The sequence below is a fragment of the Kosakonia sp. N21 genome (assembly GCF_050587465.1).
Lineage (GTDB): Bacteria > Pseudomonadota > Gammaproteobacteria > Enterobacterales > Enterobacteriaceae.
In genome coordinates this window covers 302181-328218 of record NZ_JBOBHR010000004.1, presented here as the reverse complement: position 1 = coordinate 328218, position 26038 = coordinate 302181, and the positions used below count along the sequence as shown (strand labels likewise).

The window sequence follows — 26038 nt, the reverse complement described above, 5'->3', positions numbered from 1 at the left end:
ACGTGCCCAACTGAAGTGAAGAGGTAATCATGGAAATGGATCTGAATAACCGCCTGACCGAAGACGAAACTCTCGAACAGGCTTACGACATCTTCCTCGAACTGGCGGCGGATAATCTCGACCCGGCGGACATCATTCTTTTCAATTTACAGTTTGAAGAGCGTGGCGGTGCGGAGCTGTTCGATCCGAGCGAAGACTGGCAGGAGCATGTGGATTACGACCTCAACCCGGACTTCTTCGCTGAAGTGGTCATTGGGCTGGCGGAAACGGACGGCGGCGAAATTAACGATATTTTCGCGCGTGTTTTATTATGCCGCGAGAAAGACCATAAGCTTTGCCATATTCTCTGGCGCGAGTAAGCGGCAGAAACAGAAAGGGCTGACAATCGTCAGCCCTTTTTTCATACCGTCAGATTACAACGGGTCGACTTTCAGGCATGAGACTGCATGGCGGAAACTGCCCTCCAGCACCGGCCGGGTTTGCGCGCATTCCGGTCCGGCGATTGGGCAACGGGTACGGAACACACAACCGGATGGTGGATTGATCGGTGAAGGTAAATCCCCTTCCAGCAACTGAATCGTCTTGTTCTTCTCAAGATCTGGATCGGGAACCGGCACCGCCGACATCAGCGCTTTGGTGTAGGGGTGCAACGGATTCTGGTACACCTCATCATAGGTTCCCAGCTCCACCGCATGGCCAAGGTACATCACCAGTACGCGATCGGAGATGTGTTTCACCACCGCCAGATCGTGGGCGATAAAAATCAGCGACAGCCCCATTTCTCGCTGCAATTTTTGCAGCAGGTTCACCACCTGAGCCTGAATTGACACATCGAGCGCCGACACCGGTTCGTCACAGATGATCAGCTTCGGTTCAAGGATCAGCGCGCGTGCAATACCGATACGCTGGCACTGACCACCGGAGAACTCATGCGGGTAACGGTTGATCAGGTTCGGCAGCAGGCCCACCTTCATCATCATCGTTTTTACGCGATCCCGAACTTCCTGACGCGGCATTTTAGGGTGATAGGTGCGCAGAGGCTCCGCAATAATCTCACCGATGGTCATACGCGGGTTCAGCGAAGCCAGCGGATCCTGGAAAATCATCTGGATGTCGCTGCGGACATCGCGCCACTCATCGGGTTTCATCCCAAGCAGATCTTTGCCCAGCCAGGCCACTTTACCGTCGGTGGCTTTCACCAGGCCGATGATTGCGCGCGCAAAGGTGGATTTCCCGCAGCCAGACTCGCCAACCACGCCAAGCGTTTCCCCTTCGTACAACCGCAGGGTAACGCCATCAACGGCTTTCAGCGTCTTCGCCGGTTGCCAGAACCACTGTTTGCCGTCTTTAATGTCGAAATGCACCTTCAGGTCGGCAATTTCGAGCAGCACTTTTCTCTCTTCAGTTACGGCATTCATACCAGTTCCTCCACCGACTTATAGCAGGCGCGCAAGCGACCCGGGGCAAATTCCTCCAGTGGCGGAGCACTGTTACAGATTTCCATCGCGTGCGGGCAGCGCGGCTGGAAAGGACAACCTTTCGGCAGACGCAGCAGATTTGGCGGGTTACCCGGAATGGTCAACAACGACTCACCTTCCGCATCCAGACGCGGTACCGCATTCAACAGACCAATAGAGTACGGGTGAGAGGGATGGTAGAAGACATCCCGTGCCTGCCCGTATTCCATCGTACGCCCGGCATACATCACCAACACTTTGTCACAGATCCCCGCCACAACGCCGAGGTCGTGGGTGATCATAATGATGGCGGTGTTAAATTCGCGTTTTAACTCGTTCAGCAGCGTCATGATCTGCGCCTGCACGGTAACGTCCAGCGCGGTGGTGGGTTCATCTGCGATCAGCAACTTCGGCCGGCACAACAACGCCATCGCAATCATCACGCGCTGGCGCATACCGCCGGAAAACTCGTGCGGGTACATGCGCATGCGCTTGCGCGCTTCTGGCATTTTCACCGCATCCAGCATTTTGACAGACTCTTCAAATGCTTCACCTTTGCTCATGCCTTTGTGCAGCATCAGCACTTCCATTAACTGCTCGCCAACACGCATATACGGGTTCAGCGACGTCATGGGATCCTGGAAAATCATCGAGATCTGTTCGGCGCGCAGCTTGTTCAGCACATGCTCTGGCAAATTGAGGATCTCTTTGCCATTGAAGGTGGCCGAGCCGCCAATACGACCGTTGGCCGCCAGCAATCCCATCAGCGCAAACGCCGTCTGAGATTTACCGGAGCCGGATTCGCCCACAATCCCCAACGTTTCACCGGCGCGCAGCGAGAAGTTCAGGTCGTTTACAGCCGTAACATCGCCATCCGGAGTCTGGAAAGTGACCCTTAAGTCTTTGACATCCAGCAGAAGATCCGATTGCTGCCGCGTCGCCGACGCTAATGAGGTTTCTGTAATGCTCATGACAGCACTCCTTAACGATCTTTCGGGTCGAGGGCATCACGCAAGCCATCGCCGATAAAGTTGAAACAAAACAGGGTCACAACCAGGAACCCCGCCGGGAACAACAATAACCACGGAGAGACTTCCATCGAATTTGCGCCATCGCTCAACAACGCCCCCCAACTGCTTAGCGGCTCCTGGGTCCCCAAACCGAGGAAGCTGAGGAACGATTCGAACAGGATCATGCTGGGAACCAGCAGCGATGCATAGACCACCACAACCCCCAGCACGTTCGGCACAATATGCCGAACGACGATATTCACCGTTGAAACGCCGCCAACCTGCGCCGCTTCAATAAACTCTTTACGCTTCAGACTGAGCGTTTGCCCGCGAACGATACGCGCCATGTCCAGCCAGGAAACCATGCCGATTGCGACAAAAATGAGCAGAATATTTTGCCCAAAGAAGGTCACCAGCAGGATCACGAAGAACATAAAGGGGAAGGAGTTGAGGATTTCCAGCAGACGCATCATTACGGAGTCGGTTTTGCCACCCAGATAGCCTGACAGCGAGCCATACAGCGTTCCGACGATCACCGCCACCAGCGCCGCTGCAATGCCCACCATTAGCGAAATGCGCCCGCCAATGGCCACGCGCACCAACAGGTCGCGACCGGACGAGTCCGTACCAAAATAATGGCCTGACTCCATATCCGGCTTGCTGGACATCATGCCCCAGTCGGTATCAAAGTAGGTGAACTGCGACACCATCGGCGCCAGCGTAACGAACAACGCAATCAGCAGCAGAACCGCCAGGCTGGCAACCGCGGCGCGGTTATGCATAAAACGACGGCGTGCATCCTGCCACAGGCTTCGACCTTCGACTTCGAGTTTTTCACTGAAGTTTTCCAGCGCCTCGCTGTTTTTCTTACTTAACATCATGGCGTACTCCAGTGTTAATAACGGATCTTCGGATCGATAACGGCATACAGCACGTCAACAATCGCGTTAAACATAATCGTCAGCGTACCAACCAGGATGGTCAGGCTCAGCACCAGAGAGTAGTCACGGTTCAACGCACCGTTAACAAACAGCTGACCGATACCCGGCAAACCATAGATGGTTTCAATCACCATGGAACCGGTGATAATGCCGACAAACGCAGGCCCCATATAGGACAGCACCGGTAACAGCGCAGGTTTGAGCGCATGGCGGAAAATAATCCGCCGCATCGGCAGACCTTTCGCGCGGGCAGTACGGATAAAGTTTGAGTGTAGTACCTCAATCATCGAACCACGTGTGATACGGGCGATACTGGCGATGTAGGCCAGCGATAATGCCACCATTGGCAGGATCATAAATTTCAGCGCCCCGCCGTTCCAGCCCCCCGCAGGCAGCCACTTCAACATAATGGCGAAGATCATCACCAGTAATGGGGCAACCACGAAACTCGGAATAACCACGCCGGTCATCGCCAGCCCCATGACCGAATAGTCCCATCGGGTGTTCTGGTTCAGCGCGGCGATAACCCCCGCCGTCACACCGAACACCACGGCCAGCAAGAAGGCAGCCGCGCCCAGTTTTGCGGAAACCGGGAAACTCGCCGCCACCAGATCGTTGACCGTGTAATCTTTGTATTTAAAGGACGGTCCGAAATCGAAATGCGCGAGCTGTTTCAGGTAACTGAAATATTGCGTCAGAATCGGATCGTTTAAATGGTATTTCGCTTCGATATTCGCCATCACTTCTGGCGACAGCGCACGCTCACCGGTAAAAGGACTCCCCGGCGCAAGGCGCATCATGAAAAACGAAATAGTGATAAGAATAAAAAGTGTTGGAATCGCTTCAAGACAGCGACGTAGGATAAATTTCAACATTGCCCGTACCTTCTGGCCTGTGCCTTTTACACATTCTCTTGCAGACGACCATAAAGCCGCCCGGGAATGATGTGTATTCTGTTGCGATGAAAATAAGACACTGTGGGACAGGTTTCCCTGCCCCACTCATTGCCATTAATGCTTGATAATATACAAGTTTTTAACGTAGATATTATCCATCGGGTCTTTGCCGGTGTAACCACCAACCCACGGTTTCACCAGACGGGCGTTGACATAGTAGTAAACCGGGACAATCGCCGAGTCTTTATCCAGTTGCTGTTCAGCTTTGGAGTAGAGATCTGCGCGCTGTGATTCTTCGGTCACTTTCAGCGTATCGCCAATCAGCTTATCGAACGCCGGGCTCTTATAGTGCGCGGTGTTGTTGGAGCTGTCGGACAGCATGGTGTTCAGGAAGGAAGTCGGTTCGTTGTAGTCCGCACACCAGCCGGCACGCGCAACATCAAAGGTGCCCTGATGACGGGTGTCGAGGAAGGTTTTCCACTCCTGGTTTTCCAGCTTAACGTCTGCACCGAGGTTTTTCTTCCAGATGGAAGCAACAGCAATGGCCAGTTTTTTATGCAGGTCAGATGTGTTGTACAGCAGGCTAAATGACAACGGTTTGTCAGCCGTGTAACCGGCTTCCGCCAGCAGTTTTTTCGCTTCGGCGTTACGCTGTTCCTGCGTCATTTTGAACCATGCCGGTTCAGTCAGTTTTGCACCATCGGTGTACGGCGGGGTGTAGCTGTATGCCGGCAGGTCGCCCTGGTTTTTCACTTTATTGACAATGATGTCGCGATCCAGCGCCAGTTTCAGCGCGGTACGTACGCGAACGTCAGTGAACGGGGCTTTCTGGTTGTTGATTTCATAGTAGTAAGTACACAGGTACGGATCGACGTGTACTTCTTTAGGAATCTCTTTTTTCAGCTTCTGGAACAGTTCAATCGGCATGTTGTTATAGGTCATGTCGATTTCACCGCTGCGGTAGCGGTTCACGTCTGTCACTTCAGAAGAGATTGGCAGGTAAGTAACCTGATCGATAACGGTTTTTTTGTTATCCCAATAGTTGGTGTTGCGCTCAAGAACAATGCGCTCGTTGACCACCCAGTCTTTCAGTTTATACGCACCGTTGGTCACGATGTTTGCTGGCTGTGTCCATTTTTCACCGAATTTCTCAATGGTGGCTTTGGGCACAGCAGAAACGGAGGGGTGAACCAGCAGTTTGTAGAAATACGGAACCGGTTCACTCAGGGTCACTTCGAAGGTGTTGTCATCGATAGCTTTGACACCCAGATCGGTAATCGGTTTTTTACCGGCGATGATGTCATCGATATTCGCGATATGACCGTATTGCAGATAGCTTGCATACGGAGAAGCGGTTTTCGGATCCGCCAGGCGCTGCCAGCTATAAACGAAGTCTTGCGCCGTTACCGGCGAACCATCGGACCATTTCGCGTCTTTACGCAGATGGAAGGTCCAGACTTTAAAATCTTTGTTGTCCCACTTCTCCGCAACACCTGCGGTCGGGTGGCCTTCAACATCGGAAATCAGCAGACCTTCAAACAGGTCGCGGTTGATGTTGGATTCCGGCACCCCTTCAATTTTATGCGGATCCAGAGATTGCACTTCAGAGCCGTTGTTACGGACCAGCGTTTGCTTCTCCGCCAGCTGAACACCTGCCGGAACGTCAGCAGCCATTGCTGCGTTACCGGTAATTAGCGCAGTCAGAATTCCCGCTGCTACCAGACTTTTTTTTGTGATGATGGACATTGTGTTGATACTCCACTCATTATAATTACTGACGTTGACGCCAGCCTGTTGTCCCCTGTCGGGGGCCTGATGAGCGCAGGAGCTTTTTGGCGCTATCAGACATCTGCTTTTTTACTGCTGCTATCACCGACTTTTTTATTACGGATCGCTCAAACGGCAACCTTACGTCGATTCTTTCACCCGCCTCCCCTGTCGAGGCGCGTCTTAATGCCGGAGAGAAACGTCATATATGAAAACGATTCTCATCTAATCTGTTTATTCTGCGAATTATAAGGCTCATAAAGAGAATGGGCGGAAAATATCAAATGCCTTCCGCTGCCGCCAATACAATTTGCAAATTTGTTAACCATTTCTCTTTTGCGGCAAAGCGTTAGCCGCGAAGACGTGTCTGAACAGTCTCCCTGAGAATTTTTTATCTATGATTATCAATCAGATAAATGCGCATCACGACCATGTAATGCATTTTGGCAGATGACGTGGTTTTTTGCACAAAAAATCAACAACCGACCACTTTTTAGCACATTCATCTGCGATAAGATTGAAAGTACTAATATCATTTCAATTATGTCACGGCAAGCCCAATAGTATTATGTGAGGAAAATAACAGATGCGTTTGCACAGAATCTGCGCAAAGCGGATTCATAAAACTTATACCCCGTTGATAATCAATCATTTTTCTGATTAGCGCAATTTATTATACTTACCGCCGTTTTGCGTATTTATCATATGTTTTACTGATTTTGCGTTTTCCTTCACAGCCGGTTAAGCCCGACTTAATTAGCGCGATATATAAAATAATACATATCGCTTAATCATTGAGTAAATAAAGGAGGTGAATCAGTTCAGCAGTCCGGGGAAAATCGATTTAATACCGCCAACGATAAACTCAATTCCCAGCGCCATAAGCAGTAAACCCATAATACGCGTAATCACGTTAATGCCTGTCTGCCCGAGTAAACGCACCAGCCACGGGGCCATACGGAAAAGGCCCCATGAGCACAGAGCGAATAATGCAATGGCCACAGAGAAACCCAGCAGATATTCCACGCTGTGATAGCGTGTGCCCCACACGATCGTCGAACTGATGGCGCCAGGACCCGCCATTAGCGGCAGTGCTAACGGCACCACGCCGATGCTTTCGCGGATAGCGGTTTCTGATTGTTCCTGTTTGTTCTGTTTATCCTCACCCAATTTGCCGCTGATCATCGACATCGCAATCGTCACGACCAGAATGCCCCCGGCGATACGGAAGGAATCGATAGAGATACCGAAGATCTGAAGAATGGCATCGCCGAGAAATAACGATGTCCACAGGATAATGGCAACAGACAGGTTGGCCGTGAGGTTGGTTTTATTTCGCGCCCCTGCCGTTTGATAACTGGTCATACTAATGAAGACAGGGATGATGCCCACCGGGTTAACCAGCGCGAACAAACCGATAAAAAACTTAAAACAGGTCGTAAAATCAAACAATGTATGAATCACAGTACGCTCCGCAACGTCGCCAGACTCAGTGAGAGAAAGGGGTGACAGAATAATCCATGCCGAAGATACGCGTTTTCTTTATTACATTCATCAGGATTTCTGTCGAAATCAACGGCAATACAACATGTTATTCAGTTGTGGGAATTGTGATAATCTTAGAGGGCGCTCAGTCAGATGCCATTAACATTTGATACAAACGCCCAAAAACGACCTTGCTGAAAGGTGTCAGCATCACCGAAATTTGACGTAGATCACGCTAATACTACCTAAAACCAGGTAGTCTGGTGTCACCTAAAGAAAGTAAAAAAAGCGCTATTGCGTTGAGGCTCTTTCAGTAAATCAGTGGCATGTGGTTAGGCGTTAAGTGCCTGTTTTTCTGTAATTTACGCAACCTGCAGCCGGTCTGTCTATACTCTCGTATTGGACAGCTGGTTTACTAAAAGAGTTTAACATTATCAGGAGAGCATTATGGCTGTTACTAATGTCGCTGAACTTAACGCACTCGTTGAACGCGTGAAGAAAGCCCAGCGTGAATATGCCAACTTTACTCAAGAGCAAGTAGATAAAATCTTCCGTGCCGCCGCCCTGGCTGCCGCAGATGCTCGAATCCCCCTCGCTAAAATGGCCGTTGCCGAATCCGGTATGGGTATCGTCGAAGATAAAGTGATTAAAAACCACTTTGCTTCTGAGTATATCTACAACGCCTATAAAGACGAGAAAACCTGTGGCGTGCTGTCTGAAGATGACACTTTCGGCACCATCACCATTGCTGAACCTATCGGCATTATTTGCGGTATCGTCCCGACCACTAACCCAACGTCTACTGCTATCTTCAAATCACTGATTAGCCTGAAGACCCGCAACGCCATCATTTTCTCCCCGCATCCGCGTGCTAAAGATGCGACCAATAAAGCGGCGGATATCGTACTGCAAGCGGCTATCGCTGCGGGCGCGCCGAAAGATCTGATCGGCTGGATTGATCAGCCTTCTGTTGAACTGTCTAACGCGCTGATGCATCACCCTGACATCAACCTGATTCTGGCCACTGGCGGCCCGGGCATGGTGAAAGCAGCATACAGCTCCGGTAAACCGGCTATCGGCGTGGGCGCAGGCAACACTCCGGTTGTGATTGATGAAACGGCTGATATCAAACGCGCCGTGGCTTCTGTTCTGATGTCCAAAACCTTCGATAACGGCGTTATCTGTGCTTCTGAACAGTCTGTCGTTGTTGTTGACTCCGTTTATGATGCTGTTCGCGAACGTTTCGCCAGCCATGGCGGCTACCTGCTGCAAGGTAAAGAGCTGAAAGCGGTTCAGGACATCATTCTGAAAAATGGCGCGCTCAACGCGGCCATCGTCGGTCAACCGGCTTATAAAATTGCTGAACTTGCCGGCTTCACCGTTCCGACAACGACCAAGATCCTGATTGGTGAAGTGAAAGTTGTTGACGAAAGCGAGCCTTTCGCTCACGAAAAACTCTCTCCGACGCTGGCAATGTATCGCGCGAAAGATTTCGAAGACGCGGTAGAAAAAGCAGAGAAACTGGTCGCAATGGGCGGTATCGGTCATACATCCTGTCTCTACACCGACCAGGATAACCAGCCGGAACGCGTTGCACATTTCGGTCAGAAAATGAAAACCGCACGTATCCTGATTAACACCCCGGCTTCTCAGGGTGGTATCGGTGACCTGTATAACTTCAAACTCGCGCCTTCCCTGACTCTGGGTTGTGGTTCCTGGGGTGGTAACTCCATCTCTGAAAACGTTGGTCCGAAACACCTGATCAACAAGAAAACCGTTGCTAAGCGAGCTGAAAACATGTTGTGGCACAAACTTCCGAAATCTATCTACTTCCGCCGTGGCTCACTGCCAATCGCGCTGGATGAAGTGATTACTGATGGTCACAAACGCGCACTTATCGTGACCGACCGTTTCCTGTTTAACAACGGTTATGCAGACCAGATCACCTCTGTTCTGAAAGCGGCTGGCGTGGAAACTGAAGTGTTCTTCGAAGTTGAAGCTGACCCGACGCTGACTATCGTACGCAAAGGCGCTGAGCTGGCGAACTCCTTCAAACCGGACGTGATCATCGCGCTGGGCGGCGGTTCCCCGATGGACGCAGCCAAAATCATGTGGGTAATGTACGAACACCCGGAAACCCATTTCGAAGAACTGGCTCTGCGCTTTATGGACATCCGTAAACGTATCTACAAGTTCCCGAAAATGGGCGTGAAAGCGAAAATGATCGCTATCACTACCACTTCCGGTACCGGTTCTGAAGTTACACCGTTTGCCGTGGTAACTGACGATGCAACTGGCCAGAAATACCCGCTGGCGGACTATGCCCTGACCCCGGATATGGCCATCGTTGATGCCAACCTGGTGATGGATATGCCGAAATCGCTGTGTGCGTTCGGTGGTCTGGATGCAGTAACCCACGCCCTGGAAGCTTACGTGTCCGTACTGGCTTCTGAGTTCTCTGATGGCCAGGCGCTGCAAGCGCTGAAACTGTTGAAAGAAAACCTGCCGGCTTCTTACAACGAAGGGTCTAAAAACCCGGTTGCTCGTGAACGTGTTCATAGTGCTGCAACCATCGCAGGTATCGCGTTTGCTAACGCCTTCCTCGGGGTGTGTCACTCTATGGCGCACAAACTGGGTTCTCAGTTCCACATTCCGCACGGCCTGGCTAACGCCCTGCTGATTTGTAACGTTATTCGTTATAACGCGAACGACAACCCGACTAAACAGACTGCATTCAGCCAGTACGACCGTCCGCAGGCTCGCCGTCGCTACGCAGAAATCGCTGACCATCTGGGTCTGACTGCTGCCGGTGACCGTACCGCTGCGAAGATTGAGAAACTGCTGACCTGGCTGGAAAGCATCAAAGCTGAACTGGGCATTCCGAAATCCATTCGCGAAGCGGGCGTTCAGGAAGCAGACTTCCTGGCCAACGTGGACAAACTGTCTGAAGATGCATTTGATGACCAGTGCACCGGTGCCAACCCGCGTTACCCGCTGATCTCCGAGCTGAAACAAATCCTGCTGGATACGTTCTACGGCCGTGAGTTCAATGAAGGTGAACCTGCTGCAGCTAAAGCAGAGGCCCCGGCAAAAGCGGACAAGAAAGCCAAAAAAATGGCTTAATGGCTTAATGGCTTAATGGCTTAATGGCTTAATGGCTTAATGGCTTAATGGCTTAGTCTGACAAAAAACCCGCCTGATGGCGGGTTTTTTTATTGCTGTCTTACACCAGCCTGATAATGCACAGATCTGCGACAGGTTTTGGCGCTGTCGTGTTTACAGCATACAAAGCCAACTGAGCATAAAGAGATCTGCTGCGATGATGTTATTACGTCGGGCCTGCATCTATACGTCATTCATGCCTCAAACCCCGCACAGAGAGCACCTGGCGCAGCATATAGCGGTGTCGCCCTTACTTCCGTCCTCGCGCCTGAATTGCGGTCAGAGAGCCCTCTACCAGCGCTTCTTTATAGTGTTTGCGGCACACGGAAACATAGCGCTCATTGCCACCAATAACCACCTGCTCGCCTTCATTGTAAGGCCGCCCTGTTTGATCCAGACGCAGCACCATACTGGCCTTACGTCCACAGAAGCAGATTGTTTTCAGCTCTACCAGCTTATCTGACCATGCGAGTAAATACTGGCTGCCGACAAACAACTCGCCGCGAAAATCGGTGCGTAAACCATAACAGAGCACCGGAATATCCAGTTGATCGACAACTTCTGAAAGCGCATATACCTGTTCCCGTGAAAGGAACTGACATTCATCAATCAGTACACAATGTACCGCTTCGCGTTCGTGCTCGGCTTTAATTTCCTCAAACAACGATGATTGTGGATTAAACAAACGGGCAGGTGAGGATAATCCAATACGCGAACTCACCTTTCCCGAACCAAAACGATCGTCAATTTCTGCCGTGTAGACCACTGTACGCATACCTCTTTCCTGGTAATTGTAAGAGGACTGTAGTAAAGCCGTAGATTTCCCCGCATTCATCGCTGAATAGTAGAAATAAAGTTGTGCCATTGCGCGCAAAACCCCAATCAAAGTGTGATATTACTGTTAGCGATTGTACCATATTTTATCTGACAAACCGGGAGCCACTGCGCGTCTAAGGTAACCCCCCGCTCTTTTCTTTGCTTACAGATATAGCAATTGTTAATCAATGCGATTGTTACTGCCAAAGAAACAGGTCTACAAATTCATGATCTTACAAATGATTTAAATCCAGTGTTTCCGACCTTATGATCCAGAAATTATTAATATTTTAAGCATGTGAGCACATTAGCTATACGGAATTAACGAGGTCGTTATTTATCCATTATGACTATAACCCCACTCAGATTAATCACAAAAAACCACCAGAGGCGCAACGACAACATCAGTGTTTACGGATGGTATAAGTGCTTTTTTGTGCGTTTCTTCAAGTAAAATTTAAGTTAGCGATATTTATAAAACGACAAAATAAAGAGCAATTTTTGAATTCCTTACATTCACAGCTATTGCACTGGTCAAATTAACGCTCTATTATTAGCCCAACAAACCACCCCAATATAAGTTTGAGATTACTACAATGAGCGAAGCACTTAAAATTCTGAACAACATCCGTACTCTTCGTGCGCAGGCAAGAGAATGCACTCTGGAAACGCTCGAAGAAATGCTGGAAAAATTAGAAGTTGTGGTAAATGAGCGCCGTGAGGAAGAAAGCGCTGCTGCCGCTGAAGTTGAAGAGCGTACCCGTAAACTGCAGCAATATCGCGATATGCTGATTGCTGATGGTATTGACCCGACAGAACTGCTGAACAGCATGGCTGCAGCGAAAACCGGGACAAAAGCAAAACGCGCTGCACGTCCGGCTAAATATGCTTACATTGATGAAAACGGCGAGTCCAAAACCTGGACTGGTCAGGGCCGTACTCCGGCTGTTATCAAAAAAGCAATGGATGAACAAGGCAAGAAACTGGAAGACTTCCTGCTTGCTGAGTAATTTCATCAAGTTTCAGAAAACCCGCCGCTGGCGGGTTTTTTTTGACGCCCGCCACATATCTCCACAATTTCTTCATAATATAATGCTGAGCTTCATATCAATCCGTCACCAGACGCTTATTGTTTAAACTCTGCGCCACTTTTTATTGTTTTGTGCCGTTTGTTTCTCAGCAGTGCCGCGTTCTTCTTCGTTCGGAAACAGCCAGAAATAAAAAAGCCGGAGACAATCAGCGCAGCACGCTATTCTCTCCGGCTTAATTCCGACACGGGGAAGTGGATTATGCTTTCCCTGCCCCTACGGTATCTTCCAGCCAGGCTTTAAATTCTGCGCCCAGTGTATTGTGACGAATACCGTATTCTACAAATGCGCGCATGTAACCGAGTTTATTACCGCAGTCGTGGCTTTTGCCTTTCATATGATAGGCTTCAACCGTTTCTTTTTCGATCAGCATATCAATAGCATCCGTCAGCTGAATTTCATCGCCTGCTCCCGGAGGGGTTTTCGCCAGCAGCGGCCAAATCTCAGCGCTCAGGACATAACGACCAACCACAGCAAGATTAGACGGGGCAACATTCGCTTTTGGTTTCTCTACAACACCGACCATCGGCACGCTGTCACCAGGATTCAGCGTCGCGCCTTTACAGTCAACAACACCGTACGCCGTTACGTCATCAACAGGCTCAACCATGATCTGGCTGGCACCGGTCTCGTCAAAGCGTTTAATCATTTCAGCCAGATTATCCTGGGAAAGATCGGATTCGAACTCATCAAGAATAACGTCCGGCAGAATAACCGCGACAGGCTCATTTCCGACGACAGGGTGCGCGCACAGCACGGCATGACCGAGGCCTTTTGCCAGCCCCTGACGTACCTGCATAATAGTAACGTGCGGTGGGCAAATAGACTGCACCTCTTCCAGCAACTGACGTTTGACACGTTTTTCCAGCATCGCCTCAAGCTCGAAGCTGGTATCGAAATGGTTTTCGATAGAGTTTTTGGATGAATGGGTGACCAGAACGATTTCAGTAATACCCGCAGCAATACATTCATTGACCACGTACTGAATTAATGGCTTATCAACCAGCGGCAACATCTCTTTAGGAATTGCCTTGGTCGCTGGTAACATCCTGGTTCCCAACCCCGCTACCGGGATTACTGCTTTAGTCACTTTCGAATTTATTGCAGCCATTGAAAATCTCCTGGACTGTTCATGCTTTGAACATGTTCATGAATTAACTCGCGTCTGAGTATATCAGTACCACCCCAACGACCAGGTCTGAAAAGGACGCGGTTGCAGCTAATTAGGATTAATACGCATAATCTGCGGCGATAGTACCACTCGTTTTAACCGACAGGTAAAGCTATCTGCAAAGTGTGATGCGATTGCTCATTCCGCACTCAACATTAAGCGAAGACGCCCGCCAGCGCCCCATACCTGGCATTGCCATGCGTCGCAGCGTTGGCTCAATTGGTTGAGATAAGCATTGCCCAATGTACCGAGCGGCACACCGTTGCTGATTTGAATTTGATGTTCGCTGGTATTTAACGTGGCATTAAGACCGGCTGAAACTAATATTAAGTTCTTAAGTTCACTATGGTAATAACCCACTAATAATGGGAATTGCCCGGGTAAATTTGCCTGATGCAGTAATTGGTTTACCTGTTTGAGCAAAGAGCCCATTTCCGGAAGACGCTGACGCTGATGCGACAACTGCTCCTGTAGTAATCCGTTAAATAGTGCACGAAGCAATAAGGCAGCCAGCACGCCATTATTCCCTGCTCTTGTCACATCCAGGCAATAAAAAGCTAAGTCCTGGCCAGAAATCGGGGCAATATCGAGCACCAGGCCTGGGCGATCGGCGGAAACCAGTTGGCGATAATTTACCCGGCACTGGGAAATGACTTGTTGCACCGGCGGTTGTAACTCCTGCAGCAATTTTGCCGCAGCCTGTGGATTCCCCACCAATGCATCCCAGTCCTGGAAAAGGCGCTCTTCTTCCTCGACGCGAGAATTAAACATGTTGGGATAAATGCAGGCAAACAGGGTTTCTTTTAAGCGATTAAGATCTTTTACCGGCTTAAGAACCACATCCTGTACGCCAAGCCGCAGTGCTTTAGCGATATCTGCCATGTTTTCAGTGGCGGAGATAACCAGAATCGGCGTCTGATCGCCATGGTTGCGTAAATGTTCAATCAACGCCAGACCATTCATGCGCGGCATAGCAAGGTCGCAGATAATCAGGTCAGCTTTTGCCGTCGCCGTATGCTCCAGCGCGCCGACGCCATCTTCCGCCAGCAACGTAGTCGCGCCGAGCGAACACAACCATGAGTCCAGCAGCGAGCGGAAAACGGGCTCGTCTTCAACTATCAGTATCTGTTTTCCGGCCAACGGCTGCGTCATTTCATCTCCCCTGCCTGACGATAGATCAATAGTGGCATGCTTCGCCGATTATCGCCTGTCAGAATTTGCTGAAGTCTTTTAAATTATGTTCACGCCACTGGCCGAACCAGCGGTAGTAGCTCATCTATTTTCTTTTCGACCGCCATCTGTCCCGCGGCGATGGCCGCATCGGCACGATGAAAATCGAGGGTCGAGATTTGCGGACATAGAGGTTGCAGCAGAATGTCAGGCGGGTCGCCTGCCATACGGTTGCGTTTTAAGCGGTTTTCCAGCACCTGAATGGATGTGCTCATGATTTCCATCGCCGTCGGTGCTACCGGGCGTTTAGGCGTGATACGCCCCAGTCGTTCGCGCAGGCGCTGATGCCAGCGCAGTGCCGCGCCGCTTTCACTGTCGCTGTCACTTGTGGTCAGGTTTACTGACAGTAGATCCTGCTGCATTAAGTGCGCATCATGTTGCAGATCCACAGCAATAACAATATCTGCGCCTAAGGCACGCGTGAGCGAAACCGGCACCGGGTTGACAACGGCACCATCCACCAGCCAGTAACCATTATGTGCAACCGGAGACATCAACCCGGGCATACTGCAAGACGCACGCACAGCATGATGCAAATCGCCTTCGGTAAACCAGAGTTCGCGTCCGGTGCTGAGGTTAGTGGCCACGGCGCCAAATTTCATACGGCAGTGCCCAAAATCCGCGAATGGCAGTAATGCGCGGTACTGGCTGAACACGCGTTCACCGCGTAGCAATCCGCCACGTTGCCATGAGAGATCCATCAGTCGCAGCACATCCCAATAGCGGAAGGAACGTACCCATTTCTCGAGTGCCGGTAACCGGCCGCACGCATACGCCGCGCCAACCAATGACCCTATGGAACACCCGGCGACAATGTCAATCTCAACACCCGCGCGCTGCAATGCGTTAATCACACCAATATGGGCCCAGCCCCTGGCGGCGCCAGATCCAAGCGCCAAACCAACTTTTACCCTTCTCATTACGCGTGTTTCACTTCCCCCGGCTTACTGTAGCCACAGCGCTACGGCTCAGTTAACATATCGCTACCCTGACGCAATCGCGCCGTTATTTTTGTTCCAGGAATGCTATTTTGTCTCAATCTTGTCCTTGCGGTAGCGCTCTGGAGTATAGCCTATGTTGCCAGCCTTATCTGTCTGGCGCACAGCATGCTCCCACGCCTTCGCACCTGATGCGTTCGCGCTATACCGCTTTCGTGTTACACCAGGCAGAATATCTGATTAAAACCTGGCATCCCTCCTGTGGAGCCGGGGATTTTCGTCAGCACATCGAATCCGGTTTTGCTCATACCACCTGGCTGGGTTTAACCGTATTTGAACACGCTTGCGGCGAAAATGATAATGAAGGTTATGTCAGTTTTGTGGCGCGTTTTAGCGAGCAAGGCAAGCCAGGCGCGATTATAGAGCGTTCCCGGTTCTTAAAGGAGAACGGCCAGTGGTATTATATCGACGGTGCGCGTCCACAATTTGGCCGTAACGATCCCTGCCCTTGCGGGTCAGGCAAAAAATTCAAAAAGTGCTGTGGCCAATAAGGCGAGCAGCACCTCATAGCAAACATCATCAACAGGATTTACCCGGCAATGCACTCATTACAACGAAAAATTCTGCGTACTATCTGTCCTGACCAGAAAGGGCTCATCGCGCGCATCACCAACATCTGTTACAAGCACGAACTCAATATCGTGCAAAACAACGAATTTGTGGATCACCGTACCGGCCGTTTCTTTATGCGTACCGAACTGGAAGGCATTTTCAATGATGCGACGCTGCTGGCGGATCTTGATAGCGCACTCCCGGAGGGATCCATACGTGAATTGAATCCGGCTGGTCGCCGCCGGGTCGTGATTCTGGTGACGAAAGAGGCGCATTGTCTTGGCGATCTGTTAATGAAGGCCAATTACGGCGGACTGGATGTTGATATCGCGGCCGTTATTGGCAATCACGAGACATTGCGTTCACTGGTTGAGCGCTTTGATATTCCTTTCGAACTGGTGAGCCACGAAGGTTTAACACGCGAAGCGCATGACAACCTGATGGCGCAGGCGATTGAAGCGCATCAGCCGGATTACGTGGTGCTGGCGAAATACATGCGCGTACTGACACCGGAGTTTGTCTCCCGCTTCCCGAATAAGATCATCAATATTCACCATTCGTTCCTGCCGGCATTTATTGGCGCGCGTCCTTATCATCAGGCCTATGAGCGTGGTGTGAAGATCATTGGCGCAACGGCTCACTATGTGAATGATAATCTGGATGAAGGTCCCATCATTATGCAGGACGTTATCCACGTGGATCACACTTACACCGCTGAAGACATGATGCGCGCAGGCCGTGACGTTGAGAAAAACGTGTTGAGCCGTGCGTTGTATCAGGTATTGGCGCAGCGTGTGTTCGTTTACGGCAATCGGACGATTATTCTGTAATCATTAACGGATTGAATTGTTTGCCTTTACACCATTACGTGCAAAAAGCAGACAACCAGTTTGTTTTTCGCGATTGAACGCTTTACAGCGGCGCGTCATTTGGTATGATGCGCCGCGCTTCCCGAGATGGAAGCAGGTCAGTAGTAATTAGCTTTACCCCGTGGTGGGGTTCCCGAGCGGCCAAAGGGAGCAGACTGTAAATCTGCCGTCATCGACTTCGAAGGTTCGAATCCTTCCCCCACCACCATTTCTATCCTGTATCACAATATGTATTACCCCTGGTGGGGTTCCCGAGCGGCCAAAGGGAGCAGACTGTAAATCTGCCGTCATCGACTTCGAAGGTTCGAATCCTTCCCCCACCACCATCTTCTATATATTCCCGCTGCTTTTATCTCTGCTTTTCCTTAATGTTCTGCTTCACCGGGAAGGACGAGAACCGTCGAACAACAACTCCCTTTCAAATCGGCGGCAGCCTTCTTTTAACCGGTGTACTTTTTACAATTGACGTATTGCACTGCGCGTATTCGGCAATGTTGTCAAGCAAGGCATCCAGTTGCTCGATAGAGCGCACCACCAGTCGCATAACAAAGCAGTCCTCCCCCGTCACTTTGTCGCATTCAATGCACTCTGGCAGCGCCTGAATCATTTTATCTACCTTTTGCAGCATTCCCGGCATCGGTCTGACGCGCACCAGCGCCTGCAGTTGATAATCCAGCGCAGCAAGGTTGATTCGCGCACCATACCCCTCGATCACACCACGCTCTTCCAGGCGCTTCACGCGCTCTGCGGTACTGGGCGATGTTAATCCTACGCGCGCACTCAATACTTTTAGAGACTGCCGGGCATCCTCAGTCAGGCAGGTCAGGATGGCGCGGTCGATATCATCAATAAGGTAATCCATCTCTTTTCCCTAATTATTAAAGGAAGAATTCATCACCCACCTTACATCATCTCTGTAAACCTGACCGCTGATTTTCGACAATATGCACACCCTGTTCTGGAGATGAAAAATGAAAACGATCCCCCGTGGCGTCTGGCAAATGAGCCTTGCCATGCTGATATCCGGGTCAATTGGCGTATTTGTACTGCTAAGCGGATTACCTGTGATTGATGTGGTGTTCTGGCGTTGCCTGTTTGGTACTGGCGCATTATTTCTGGTGGTTCGCTACGGTAACCATCCCTTCAAAAGCCTTTCATACCCGGTGTTATTGCTCGCCATCCTGGGCGGCGTCGCATTGGTGATCAACTGGTTGTTACTGTTTGCCGCCTACAGCCGCATCTCCATGGGACTGGCCACCGTGGTCTATAACACGCAACCATTTATGCTGGTATTGATGAGTATGCTGCTGGGCGAGCGCGTCAGCCTGGTTAAATGGGGATGACTACTGGTGGCCTTCTCCGGCGTGGTACTGCTCTTACTGAGTGAATTACACCATCCTGATGCACAGTGGCTGACCGGCATCGCCATGGCACTTGGCGCCGCCTTTTTCTATGCCGTAACGGCACTGATTACCCGCCATCTGAAACCGCTGCCACCACAACATATCGCCCTGATTCAGGTCCTGACCGGCACCGTGATGCTACTGCCGATGGCGCATCTGCCAACATTTAGCGGGACATTTCCCTGGGGGATTTTGCTGACACTTGGGATTGTGCACACCGGCCTGATGTACCAGTTGCTCTACAGCGCGTTACAGCAATTGCCGACGCCGCTCATTGGCTCACTGTCGTTTATCTATCCGCTGGTTGCGATTGCAGTGGATGCGGTGTTGTTTGGTCATACACTCAGCATCGTGCAGATGTTCGGCGGTGTATTCATTCTGTTGGCTGCCGCAGGCAATAATCTCGGCTGGGGCGATCGCAGCAACGCGGCGGTTGCCCACACCACGCGTCAGTCGTAAAAAACCCCGCCGCAGCGGGGTTAGTCAACGATTAGCGACGCGCGCGGACTATCTGGTACTTACGCGTTAAGTACTCGACCGGCGCGCTCCAGATATGCACCAGGCGCGAGAACGGGAACAACACAAACAGGGTCATTCCCAACACCAGGTGCACACGATAAATAAATGCCACACCATCAAGATGCGCAGACGCGCCACCGTGGAATGTCACCACCGATTGCGCCCAGCCCACCAGTTTCATCATCTCGCTGCCATCCATATGTTGCGCAGAGAAGGGAATGGTCAACAGACCTAATGCACACTGCACCATCAACAGCGTCATGATCAGGATATCCGCCGCCGTTGAGGTCGCACGAATACGCGGATTAAACAGACGGCGTTTCAACAGCAGTAAACCGCCAACCAGACACAGCACGCCGCTTGCGCCGCCGCCGATCATGGCCATTTTCTGTTTCACTTCAATCGGCAGAAACGACTCGTACATCCAGTGCGGCGTCAGCATGCCAAGGAAATGCCCGGCAAAAATCCCCAGAATGCCGATATGGAACAGGTTCGAGGCCAGGTTCATCCCTTTGCGATCCAGCATCTGACTGGAGCCCGCGCGCCATGTGTACTGACCGTAGTCATAACGCAGCCAGCTACCCACCAGAAATACCGCACCGGCAATGTACGGATAGATGTCAAAGAAGAACATATTTAGGAAGTGCATTAGCGCTCTCCTCCTGTTGTGATATTCAGATATTGCGGTGCGACAGCCCCCGCAAAACGGCGCTGATGTGCAGTAATGTCGGAGTCGCCACAGCCCTGCTCCGCGAAGAATTTCACCTGCTCTTCTTCCCATACGGCATCCAGCGCCTGCGGCGTATCATCGCGCGCTTCACCGGCAATTTTTTCAGCGACCTGCCCGTTATCCACCACGGTTTTGCTCAACGTCAGCAACGCGGTGAACAACGTGGCATAAGCGCTTTCCCGCTGCTGCAAACGCGCCTGCAGCAGCGCGAGGATCGGCGCAATATCCTGCAAGCCACCAATCGCTTCGGTAAACGGCAACTGCGCCAGGTATTCCAGATAGAGCGGCAGATGATCCGGTAATTCACGGCTGTCGAGTTGCAGACCGTGACGCTCATACTGCGCCAGCAGATCCACCATCGCCTGGCCACGATCTCGGGACTCGCCATGCACATGTTCAAAGAGCAGCAGCGACGTGGCGCGCCCACGATCAAACAGCTCGCTATAGCTGGCTTGCGCATCCAGTAAGGTTTGTGACGTTAACTCACAAAAGAAACTCACCACCTGCTGTGTGTCGTCGGACGCCAGGTTTTCACCCGACGCCAGGGCCTCTACTACCTCCTGTTGATGCTGCCACAGGGCAGCATCCGGATACTCCAGCAAACGGGAAATGACCACCAGTTCAATCATGGGTGCGGCTCCGTTTTAATCGTGACATCCACAGCGTCGATACGGCGGCTGTTGAACAGGTTTGATTTGCTGTCTGAACCGTGGCAACCGTCGCCGAAGCTAAAGCCACAACCGTTTTTCTCCGGGAAGGCCTCACGCGCCAGCTCGCGATGGCTGGACGGCACCACAAAGCGATCTTCGTAGTTGGCAATGGCGAGATAACGGTACATCTCCTGCGCCTGCGCCTTCGTCAGCCCGACCTCTTCCAGAGCACGGGTATCTTCCACGCCGTCTACCGTTTCGGCACGTTTGAAGTGACGCATCGCCAGCATCCGTTTCAGGGCCAGCAACACCGGTTCGGTATCACCCGCCGTCAGCAAGTTGGCAAGATACTGTACCGGGATACGCAGGCTTTCTACGTCCGGCAGAATGCCGTTGCTGCCCAGTTCACCGGCATCCGCAGCAGACTGGATCGGTGACAGAGGCGGCACATACCAGACCATCGGCAATGTGCGGTATTCCGGATGCAGCGGCAGCGCCAGTTTCCAGTCCATCGCCATTTTGTAAACCGGCGATTTCTGCGCCGCATCGATAACGCTTTGCGGTACGCCATCCTTCAGCGCCTGGGCGATCACGTTCGGGTCGTTAGGATCGAGGAACACATCAAGCTGACGCTGATACAGGTCTTTCTCGTTTTCCGTGCTGGCCGCGTTTTCAATCGCATCCGCGTCATACAGCAGTACGCCGAGGTAGCGAATACGCCCTACGCAGGTTTCGGAACAGACGGTCGGCATCCCGGCTTCAATTCGCGGGTAACAGAAAATGCACTTCTCGGATTTACCGCTCTTCCAGTTGAAGTAGATTTTTTTGTACGGGCAACCGGTAACACACATACGCCAGCCACGGCATTTATCCTGATCGATCAGCACAATGCCATCTTCTTCACGCTTGTAGATAGCACCGCTCGGGCAGGTCGCCACACACGCCGGGTTCAGACAGTGTTCACACAGACGCGGCAAATACATCATGAAGGTGTTCTCAAACTGACCGTACATCGCCTTCTGCATGTTTTCGAAGTTCTGATCTTTGCTCAGTTTTTCGAATTCACCGCCCAGGTCATCTTCCCAGTTCGGACCAGCGGTGATTTTGTTCATCCGCTCGCCGGTAATCAGTGAACGCGGGCGCGCGATCGGCTGATGTTTGCTTTCTGGCGCGTTATGCAGGTTCTGGTAATCAAAGTCGAATGGCTCGTAATAATCATCAATTTCCGGCATATGCGGGTTAGAGAAGATTTTACCGAGCAGCAGCGCACGGTTACCCATGCGCGGTTGCAGTTTGCCGTTGATTTTACGGATCCAGCCGCCTTTCCATTTTTCCTGGTCTTCCCAGTTGGTCGGAAAGCCAGTGCCCGGTTTGGTTTCTACGTTGTTAAACCACGCGTATTCCATCCCTTCACGGCTGGTCCAGACGTTTTTACAGGTGACTGAACAGGTATGACAGCCGATGCATTTATCGAGATTCAGCACCATGCCGACTTGTGAACGAATTTTCATTTTGCGCTCTCCTGTACCTGGTCATTGCCTTCGCCATCCAACCAGTTAATGTTCTTCATCTTACGCACCACCACGAACTCATCGCGGTTGGAACCGACTGTACCGTAATAGTTGAAGCCATAAGCCAGTTGGGCGTAGCCGCCAATCATATGCGTCGGTTTCGGGGTAATACGGGTGACAGAGTTATGGATACCACCGCGCTGTCCGGTAATTTCAGATCCCGGCAGGTTCACAATGCGTTCCTGCGCGTGGTACATCATCGTCATACCGGCAGGCACACGCTGGCTCACCACTGCACGTGCGGTCAGCGCGCCATTGCTGTTGAAGACTTCGATCCAGTCGTTATCCGCAACGCCCATCTCTTTGGCATCGGTTTCGCTCAACCAGACTACCGGTCCGCCACGGCCCAGCGTCAGCATCAGCAAGTTATCGCTGTACGTCGAGTGGATACCCCATTTCTGGTGCGGCGTCAGGAAGTTAAGGGCTTTTTCCGGGTTACCGTTCGCTTTCACCCCCAGCACTTCTTTCACTGAACGGGTATCAATGGGCGGGCGATACACCAGCAGGCTCTCACCAAAGTCGCGCATCCACTGATGGTCCTGATACAACTGCTGACGACCGGAGAGCGTACGCCATGGGATCAGCTCATGAACGTTGGTATAACCGGCGTTATAGGAGACGTGCTCATCTTCCAGACCTGACCAGGTCGGGCTGGAGATAATTTTACGCGGCTGGGCCTGAATATCGCGGAAGCGAATTTTCTCTTCCTGTTTATTCGTTGCCAGATGCGTGTGGTCACGACCGGTGAATTCACTGAGCGCCGCCCAGGCTTTTACTGCCACATTACCGTTGGTTTCCGGTGCCAGCGTCAGGATCATTTCTGCCGCATCAATTGCGCTGTTCAGCATCGGCTGGCCTTTCGCCGGGCCCTCTGCTTTGGTGTAATTCAGCTTGCGCAGCAGATCCATTTCGCTCTGGGTATTCCAGGCAATGCCTTTACCGCCGTTGCCGATTTTCTCCATCAGCGGGCCGATAGAGGTAAAACGTTCGTACGTTGCCGGGTAATCACGCTCCACCGGGATAATGTGCGGCGCCGTTTTCCCCGGGATCAGGTCACATTCACCTTTTTTCCAGTCTTTCACACCCAGCGGTTGCGCCAGTTCGGCAGCCGAGTCGTGCTGGATAGGCAGCGTGACCACATCGGTTTCTTTACCAAGGTGACCGACACAGAGCTCAGAGAAGGATTTTGCGATCCCTTTGTAAATTTCCCAGTCGCTTTTGGATTCCCATGCCGGGTCAACCGCGGCAGACAACGGATGAATAAACGGATGCATATCCGAGGTATTCATGTCGTCTTTTTCATACCAGGTTGCTGTTGGCAGCACGATATCGGAGTAGAGACAGGTACTGGAGAGACGGAAGTCCAGCGTCACCACCAGATCCAGCTTGCCATCGAGACCATTGTCATGCCATTCCACCTCTTCCGGTTTCACGCCGCCCTGTTTACCCAGATCTTTGCCCTGAATACCGTGCTCCGTCCCCAGCAGGTACTTGAGCATAAATTCATGGCCTTTACCGGAGGAACCCAACAGGTTCGAACGCCAGATAAACAGATTGCGCGGATGGTTTTTGCCATTTTCCGGCTGTTCTGCGGCAAAACGCAAAGAGCCCTCTTTCAGGGATTTGACGGTGTAATCCACCGCACTCATCCCGGCTTTTTCGGCTTCGGCAGCAATCCGCAGCGGGTTAGTGCCTAACTGCGGGGCAGACGGCAACCAGCCCATACGTTCAGCGCGAACGTTGAAGTCAATCAGATGACCGGTATAGCGGGATTTGTCCGCCATTGGCGACAGGAATTCCTGCGCAGTAACCGTCTCGTAACGCCACTGGCTGGAGTGGTTGTAGAAATAAGAGGTACTGTTCATATGGCGCGCCGGGCGTTGCCAGTCGAGGGCAAACGCCAACGGCTGCCAGCCGGTCTGCGGACGCAGTTTTTCCTGGCCGACATAGTGCGCCCAGCCACCGCCGCTTTGCCCTACGCAACCACAGAAGATCAACATATTGATCAGACCGCGATAGTTCATATCGAGGTGATACCAGTGGTTCATCCCGGCGCCGACGATGATCATCGAACGGCCGTGCGTTTTGTCTGCGTTATCGGCAAACTCGCGCGCAATACGAATAATCTGCGACTGCGGAACACCGGTGATTTTCTCCGCCCAGGCCGGCGTATACGCCTTGATTTCGTCGTAGCGGGTCGCGCAGTTGTCGTCACCAAGGCCACGATCCAGACCGTAGTTCGCCATGGTCAGATCGTAAACGCTGGTCACCAGCGCCGTCGAACCATCCGCCAGTTGCAGGCGTTTCACCGGCAGTTTGTGCATCAGTACATTGTCCAGCTCAACGCTGGCAAAGTGCGCGGTGCTGTCTCCGCCGAAATACGGGAAGCCAACCTCTGCCACCTCATCATGCTTGCCGAGCAGACTCAGGCTCAGCTCGACGTCAGCGCCATTGCCGCCGTCGCGCTGTTCAAGGTTCCATTTGCCCTTTTCACCCCAGCGGAAACCGATAGAGCCGTTTGGCGCCACCACATTGCCCTGGTTATCCAGTGCCACGGTTTTCCATTCCGGGTTGTTTTCCTGACCCAGCGCATCCACCAGATCCGCAGCGCGCAGCATGCGACCCGCAGCGTAGTAGCCTTCACGCTCTTCAAGCATCACCAGCATCGGCATATCGGTGTAGCGACGGACGTAATCGGTGAAGTACTGGCTCGGTTTATCCAGGTGGAACTCGCGCAACATGACGTGGCCCATGGCCAGCGCCATCGCGGCATCGGTACCCTGCTTCGGTGCCAGCCACAAGTCGCACAGTTTGGCGATTTCGGCGTAATCCGGCGTAATGGCAACGGTTTTGGTGCCTTTGTAACGCACTTCGGTAAAGAAATGCGCATCCGGAGTACGGGTCTGCGGAACGTTGGAGCCCCATGCAAGAATATAACTGGAGTTGTACCAGTCAGCAGATTCCGGCACATCGGTCTGTTCGCCCCAGGTCTGCGGCGATGCAGGTGGCAGGTCACAGTACCAGTCATAAAAACTGAGGCAGGTACCGCCGAGCAGCGACAGATAACGCGCGCCGGAAGCATAAGAAACCATCGACATCGCCGGGATTGGCGAGAAGCCCGCTACGCGGTCCGGACCGTAGGTTTTCACGGTATAAACGTTGGATGCCGCGATGAGCTCATTCACTTCCTGCCAGGAGGAGCGAACGAAACCGCCGCGACCACGCGCCTGTTTAAAACTTTTTGCTTTGTCGGCGTCTTCGATAATGGACGCCCAGGCATTAACCGGATCGCTGTGCTTCGCTTTTGCTTCGCGCCACAATGCGATCAGGCGTTTACGCATCAGAGGGTATTTCAGGCGGTTAGCACTGTAGAGGTACCAGGAGTAGCTGGCGCCGCGAGGGCAGCCGCGAGGCTCATGGTTCGGCATATCCGGGCGGGTGCGAGGGTAGTCAGTCTGCTGGGTTTCCCAGGTGACCAGACCGTTTTTGACGAAAATCTGCCAACTGCATGAACCGGTGCAGTTTACACCGTGGGTTGAGCGCACGACTTTATCGTGTTGCCAGCGGCTTCGGTATCCATCCTCCCAGTCCCGGTTGGTGTTTAACAGCTGGCCGTGCCCGTCGGCAAAGGTTTCGCCCTTCTGTTTGAAGTAGCGAAACCGGTCCAGGAATTTACTCATCGGGTGTTCTCCTGTTGGAGCCTGTTCGGCTCTCTTGCTAAAT

Annotated in this window: 20 protein-coding genes, 2 tRNA genes and 1 pseudogene; 8 read left to right on the top strand and 15 right to left on the bottom strand. The window is 51.9% G+C overall.

Annotated features, from left to right (window positions below; translation table 11 throughout):
• Positions 1 to 29 precede the first annotated feature (29 nt).
• Positions 30 to 359, top strand: coding sequence for an HI1450 family dsDNA-mimic protein (locus tag ACQ3G7_RS11790; protein WP_263100661.1), 330 nt, complete (start codon positions 30 to 32; stop codon positions 357 to 359).
• A 54-nt stretch (positions 360 to 413) separates the two neighbouring features.
• On the opposite strand, the gene oppF is transcribed toward ACQ3G7_RS11790, so the two are convergent.
• From oppF to ACQ3G7_RS11760, 6 genes are all read right to left on the bottom strand, one after another.
• Positions 414 to 1418 (bottom strand): murein tripeptide/oligopeptide ABC transporter ATP-binding protein OppF, encoded by a 1005-nt coding sequence (oppF, locus tag ACQ3G7_RS11785; RefSeq protein ID WP_061496246.1) that lies wholly within the window; start codon positions 1416 to 1418, stop codon positions 414 to 416.
• Positions 1415 to 2428, bottom strand: coding sequence for an ABC transporter ATP-binding protein (locus ACQ3G7_RS11780; RefSeq protein WP_263100659.1), 1014 nt, complete (start codon positions 2426 to 2428; stop codon positions 1415 to 1417). Before ACQ3G7_RS11780 ends, oppF begins: the two co-directional genes overlap by 4 nt.
• Before the next feature lie 11 nt (positions 2429 to 2439).
• Positions 2440 to 3348, bottom strand: a complete 909-nt coding sequence (gene oppC / locus ACQ3G7_RS11775) for an oligopeptide ABC transporter permease OppC (protein ID WP_263100658.1) — start codon at positions 3346 to 3348, stop codon at positions 2440 to 2442.
• A gap of 14 nt (positions 3349 to 3362) precedes the next feature.
• Positions 3363 to 4283, bottom strand: a complete 921-nt coding sequence (gene oppB / locus ACQ3G7_RS11770) for an oligopeptide ABC transporter permease OppB (RefSeq protein WP_263100657.1) — start codon at positions 4281 to 4283, stop codon at positions 3363 to 3365.
• A gap of 135 nt (positions 4284 to 4418) precedes the next feature.
• Complete coding sequence (gene oppA / locus ACQ3G7_RS11765) at positions 4419 to 6050, bottom strand: oligopeptide ABC transporter substrate-binding protein OppA (protein ID WP_263100656.1); 1632 nt, start codon at positions 6048 to 6050, stop codon at positions 4419 to 4421.
• A gap of 837 nt (positions 6051 to 6887) precedes the next feature.
• The gene (locus ACQ3G7_RS11760; RefSeq protein WP_263100655.1) at positions 6888 to 7535 is read right to left on the bottom strand and encodes a YchE family NAAT transporter; all 648 of its coding nucleotides are present in this window, start codon (positions 7533 to 7535) and stop codon (positions 6888 to 6890) included.
• Positions 7536 to 8003: 468 nt separating this feature from the next.
• Between ACQ3G7_RS11760 and adhE the strand changes: the two genes are divergently transcribed.
• Positions 8004 to 10679, top strand: coding sequence for a bifunctional acetaldehyde-CoA/alcohol dehydrogenase (gene adhE / locus ACQ3G7_RS11755; protein WP_430889931.1), 2676 nt, complete (start codon positions 8004 to 8006; stop codon positions 10677 to 10679).
• 289 nt (positions 10680 to 10968) lie between these two features.
• Here adhE and tdk read toward each other — a convergent pair whose 3' ends face one another.
• A complete protein-coding gene (gene tdk, locus ACQ3G7_RS11750; protein WP_061496259.1) occupies positions 10969 to 11583 on the bottom strand; it encodes a thymidine kinase in 615 nt (204 codons plus the stop codon).
• A gap of 547 nt (positions 11584 to 12130) precedes the next feature.
• On the opposite strand from tdk, the gene hns reads away from it, so the two are divergent.
• Positions 12131 to 12544, top strand: a complete 414-nt coding sequence (gene hns / locus ACQ3G7_RS11745) for a histone-like nucleoid-structuring protein H-NS (RefSeq protein WP_061496261.1) — start codon at positions 12131 to 12133, stop codon at positions 12542 to 12544.
• Positions 12545 to 12821: 277 nt separating this feature from the next.
• Here hns and galU read toward each other — a convergent pair whose 3' ends face one another.
• The 3 genes from galU to rssA form a co-directional block, all read right to left on the bottom strand.
• On the bottom strand, positions 12822 to 13733 hold the full coding sequence (gene galU / locus ACQ3G7_RS11740; protein ID WP_430889930.1) for a UTP--glucose-1-phosphate uridylyltransferase GalU: 912 nt from the start codon (positions 13731 to 13733) through the stop codon (positions 12822 to 12824).
• Positions 13734 to 13931: 198 nt separating this feature from the next.
• Positions 13932 to 14945, bottom strand: coding sequence for a two-component system response regulator RssB (rssB, locus tag ACQ3G7_RS11735; RefSeq protein ID WP_430889929.1), 1014 nt, complete (start codon positions 14943 to 14945; stop codon positions 13932 to 13934).
• A gap of 89 nt (positions 14946 to 15034) precedes the next feature.
• Entirely contained in the window at positions 15035 to 15943 is a 909-nt protein-coding gene (gene rssA / locus ACQ3G7_RS11730; protein WP_263100651.1) for a patatin-like phospholipase RssA, read from the bottom strand.
• 110 nt (positions 15944 to 16053) lie between these two features.
• Between rssA and ACQ3G7_RS11725 the strand changes: the two genes are divergently transcribed.
• The 4 genes from ACQ3G7_RS11725 (at position 16054) to ACQ3G7_RS11710 (ending at position 17768) form a co-directional block, all read left to right on the top strand.
• The gene (locus ACQ3G7_RS11725) at positions 16054 to 16512 is read left to right on the top strand and encodes a YchJ family protein (RefSeq protein ID WP_430889928.1); all 459 of its coding nucleotides are present in this window, start codon (positions 16054 to 16056) and stop codon (positions 16510 to 16512) included.
• 48 nt (positions 16513 to 16560) lie between these two features.
• A complete protein-coding gene (purU, locus tag ACQ3G7_RS11720; protein WP_430889927.1) occupies positions 16561 to 17403 on the top strand; it encodes a formyltetrahydrofolate deformylase in 843 nt (280 codons plus the stop codon).
• A 162-nt stretch (positions 17404 to 17565) separates the two neighbouring features.
• Positions 17566 to 17650 (top strand) — tRNA-Tyr (locus ACQ3G7_RS11715).
• A gap of 33 nt (positions 17651 to 17683) precedes the next feature.
• Positions 17684 to 17768 (top strand) — tRNA-Tyr (locus ACQ3G7_RS11710).
• Positions 17769 to 17860: 92 nt separating this feature from the next.
• Here ACQ3G7_RS11710 and ACQ3G7_RS11705 read toward each other — a convergent pair.
• The gene (locus ACQ3G7_RS11705) at positions 17861 to 18304 is read right to left on the bottom strand and encodes an Lrp/AsnC family transcriptional regulator (RefSeq protein WP_430889926.1); all 444 of its coding nucleotides are present in this window, start codon (positions 18302 to 18304) and stop codon (positions 17861 to 17863) included.
• Between the two features lie 109 nt (positions 18305 to 18413).
• On the opposite strand from ACQ3G7_RS11705, the pseudogene ACQ3G7_RS11700 reads away from it, so the two are divergent.
• Positions 18414 to 19304: pseudogene (locus tag ACQ3G7_RS11700) on the top strand (DMT family transporter).
• 31 nt (positions 19305 to 19335) lie between these two features.
• On the opposite strand, the gene narI reads toward ACQ3G7_RS11700, so the two are convergent.
• The 4 genes from narI to ACQ3G7_RS11680 are packed head-to-tail and all read right to left on the bottom strand — an operon-like array spanning position 19336 to position 25995.
• Positions 19336 to 20013: a respiratory nitrate reductase subunit gamma gene (gene narI / locus ACQ3G7_RS11695; protein ID WP_088237649.1), complete on the bottom strand. Its 678-nt coding sequence runs from the start codon at positions 20011 to 20013 to the stop codon at positions 19336 to 19338.
• Positions 20013 to 20723 carry a nitrate reductase molybdenum cofactor assembly chaperone gene (narJ, locus tag ACQ3G7_RS11690; protein WP_430889925.1) on the bottom strand — a complete coding sequence of 237 codons (711 nt, stop codon included), beginning with the start codon at positions 20721 to 20723 and terminating at the stop codon, positions 20013 to 20015. Before narJ ends, narI begins: the two co-directional genes overlap by 1 nt.
• On the bottom strand, positions 20720 to 22255 hold the full coding sequence (gene narH, locus ACQ3G7_RS11685; protein WP_430889924.1) for a nitrate reductase subunit beta: 1536 nt from the start codon (positions 22253 to 22255) through the stop codon (positions 20720 to 20722). The genes narJ and narH overlap by 4 nt, the downstream gene beginning before the upstream one ends.
• Entirely contained in the window at positions 22252 to 25995 is a 3744-nt protein-coding gene (locus tag ACQ3G7_RS11680) for a nitrate reductase subunit alpha (RefSeq protein WP_430889923.1), read from the bottom strand. The genes narH and ACQ3G7_RS11680 overlap by 4 nt, the downstream gene beginning before the upstream one ends.
• Positions 25996 to 26038: the final 43 nt, after the last annotated feature.

What these genes read in the sequence shown, in the direction of transcription:
- ACQ3G7_RS11790 (WP_263100661.1), top strand. Translation starts at nt 30, where the DNA reads ATGGAAATGGATCTGAATAACCGCCTGACCGAAGACGAAACTCTCGAA.
- oppF (WP_061496246.1), bottom strand. Translation starts at nt 1,418, where the DNA reads ATGAATGCCGTAACTGAAGAGAGAAAAGTGCTGCTCGAAATTGCCGAC.
- ACQ3G7_RS11780 (WP_263100659.1), bottom strand. Translation starts at nt 2,428, where the DNA reads ATGAGCATTACAGAAACCTCATTAGCGTCGGCGACGCGGCAGCAATCG.
- oppC (WP_263100658.1), bottom strand. Translation starts at nt 3,348, where the DNA reads ATGATGTTAAGTAAGAAAAACAGCGAGGCGCTGGAAAACTTCAGTGAA.
- oppB (WP_263100657.1), bottom strand. Translation starts at nt 4,283, where the DNA reads ATGTTGAAATTTATCCTACGTCGCTGTCTTGAAGCGATTCCAACACTT.
- oppA (WP_263100656.1), bottom strand. Translation starts at nt 6,050, where the DNA reads ATGTCCATCATCACAAAAAAAAGTCTGGTAGCAGCGGGAATTCTGACT.
- adhE (WP_430889931.1), top strand. Translation starts at nt 8,004, where the DNA reads ATGGCTGTTACTAATGTCGCTGAACTTAACGCACTCGTTGAACGCGTG.
- tdk (WP_061496259.1), bottom strand. Translation starts at nt 11,583, where the DNA reads ATGGCACAACTTTATTTCTACTATTCAGCGATGAATGCGGGGAAATCT.
- hns (WP_061496261.1), top strand. Translation starts at nt 12,131, where the DNA reads ATGAGCGAAGCACTTAAAATTCTGAACAACATCCGTACTCTTCGTGCG.
- galU (WP_430889930.1), bottom strand. Translation starts at nt 13,733, where the DNA reads ATGGCTGCAATAAATTCGAAAGTGACTAAAGCAGTAATCCCGGTAGCG.
- rssB (WP_430889929.1), bottom strand. Translation starts at nt 14,945, where the DNA reads ATGACGCAGCCGTTGGCCGGAAAACAGATACTGATAGTTGAAGACGAG.
- rssA (WP_263100651.1), bottom strand. Translation starts at nt 15,943, where the DNA reads ATGAGAAGGGTAAAAGTTGGTTTGGCGCTTGGATCTGGCGCCGCCAGG.
- purU (WP_430889927.1), top strand. Translation starts at nt 16,561, where the DNA reads ATGCACTCATTACAACGAAAAATTCTGCGTACTATCTGTCCTGACCAG.
- ACQ3G7_RS11705 (WP_430889926.1), bottom strand. Translation starts at nt 18,304, where the DNA reads ATGGATTACCTTATTGATGATATCGACCGCGCCATCCTGACCTGCCTG.
- narI (WP_088237649.1), bottom strand. Translation starts at nt 20,013, where the DNA reads ATGCACTTCCTAAATATGTTCTTCTTTGACATCTATCCGTACATTGCC.
- narJ (WP_430889925.1), bottom strand. Translation starts at nt 20,723, where the DNA reads ATGATTGAACTGGTGGTCATTTCCCGTTTGCTGGAGTATCCGGATGCT.
- narH (WP_430889924.1), bottom strand. Translation starts at nt 22,255, where the DNA reads ATGAAAATTCGTTCACAAGTCGGCATGGTGCTGAATCTCGATAAATGC.
- ACQ3G7_RS11680 (WP_430889923.1), bottom strand. Translation starts at nt 25,995, where the DNA reads ATGAGTAAATTCCTGGACCGGTTTCGCTACTTCAAACAGAAGGGCGAA.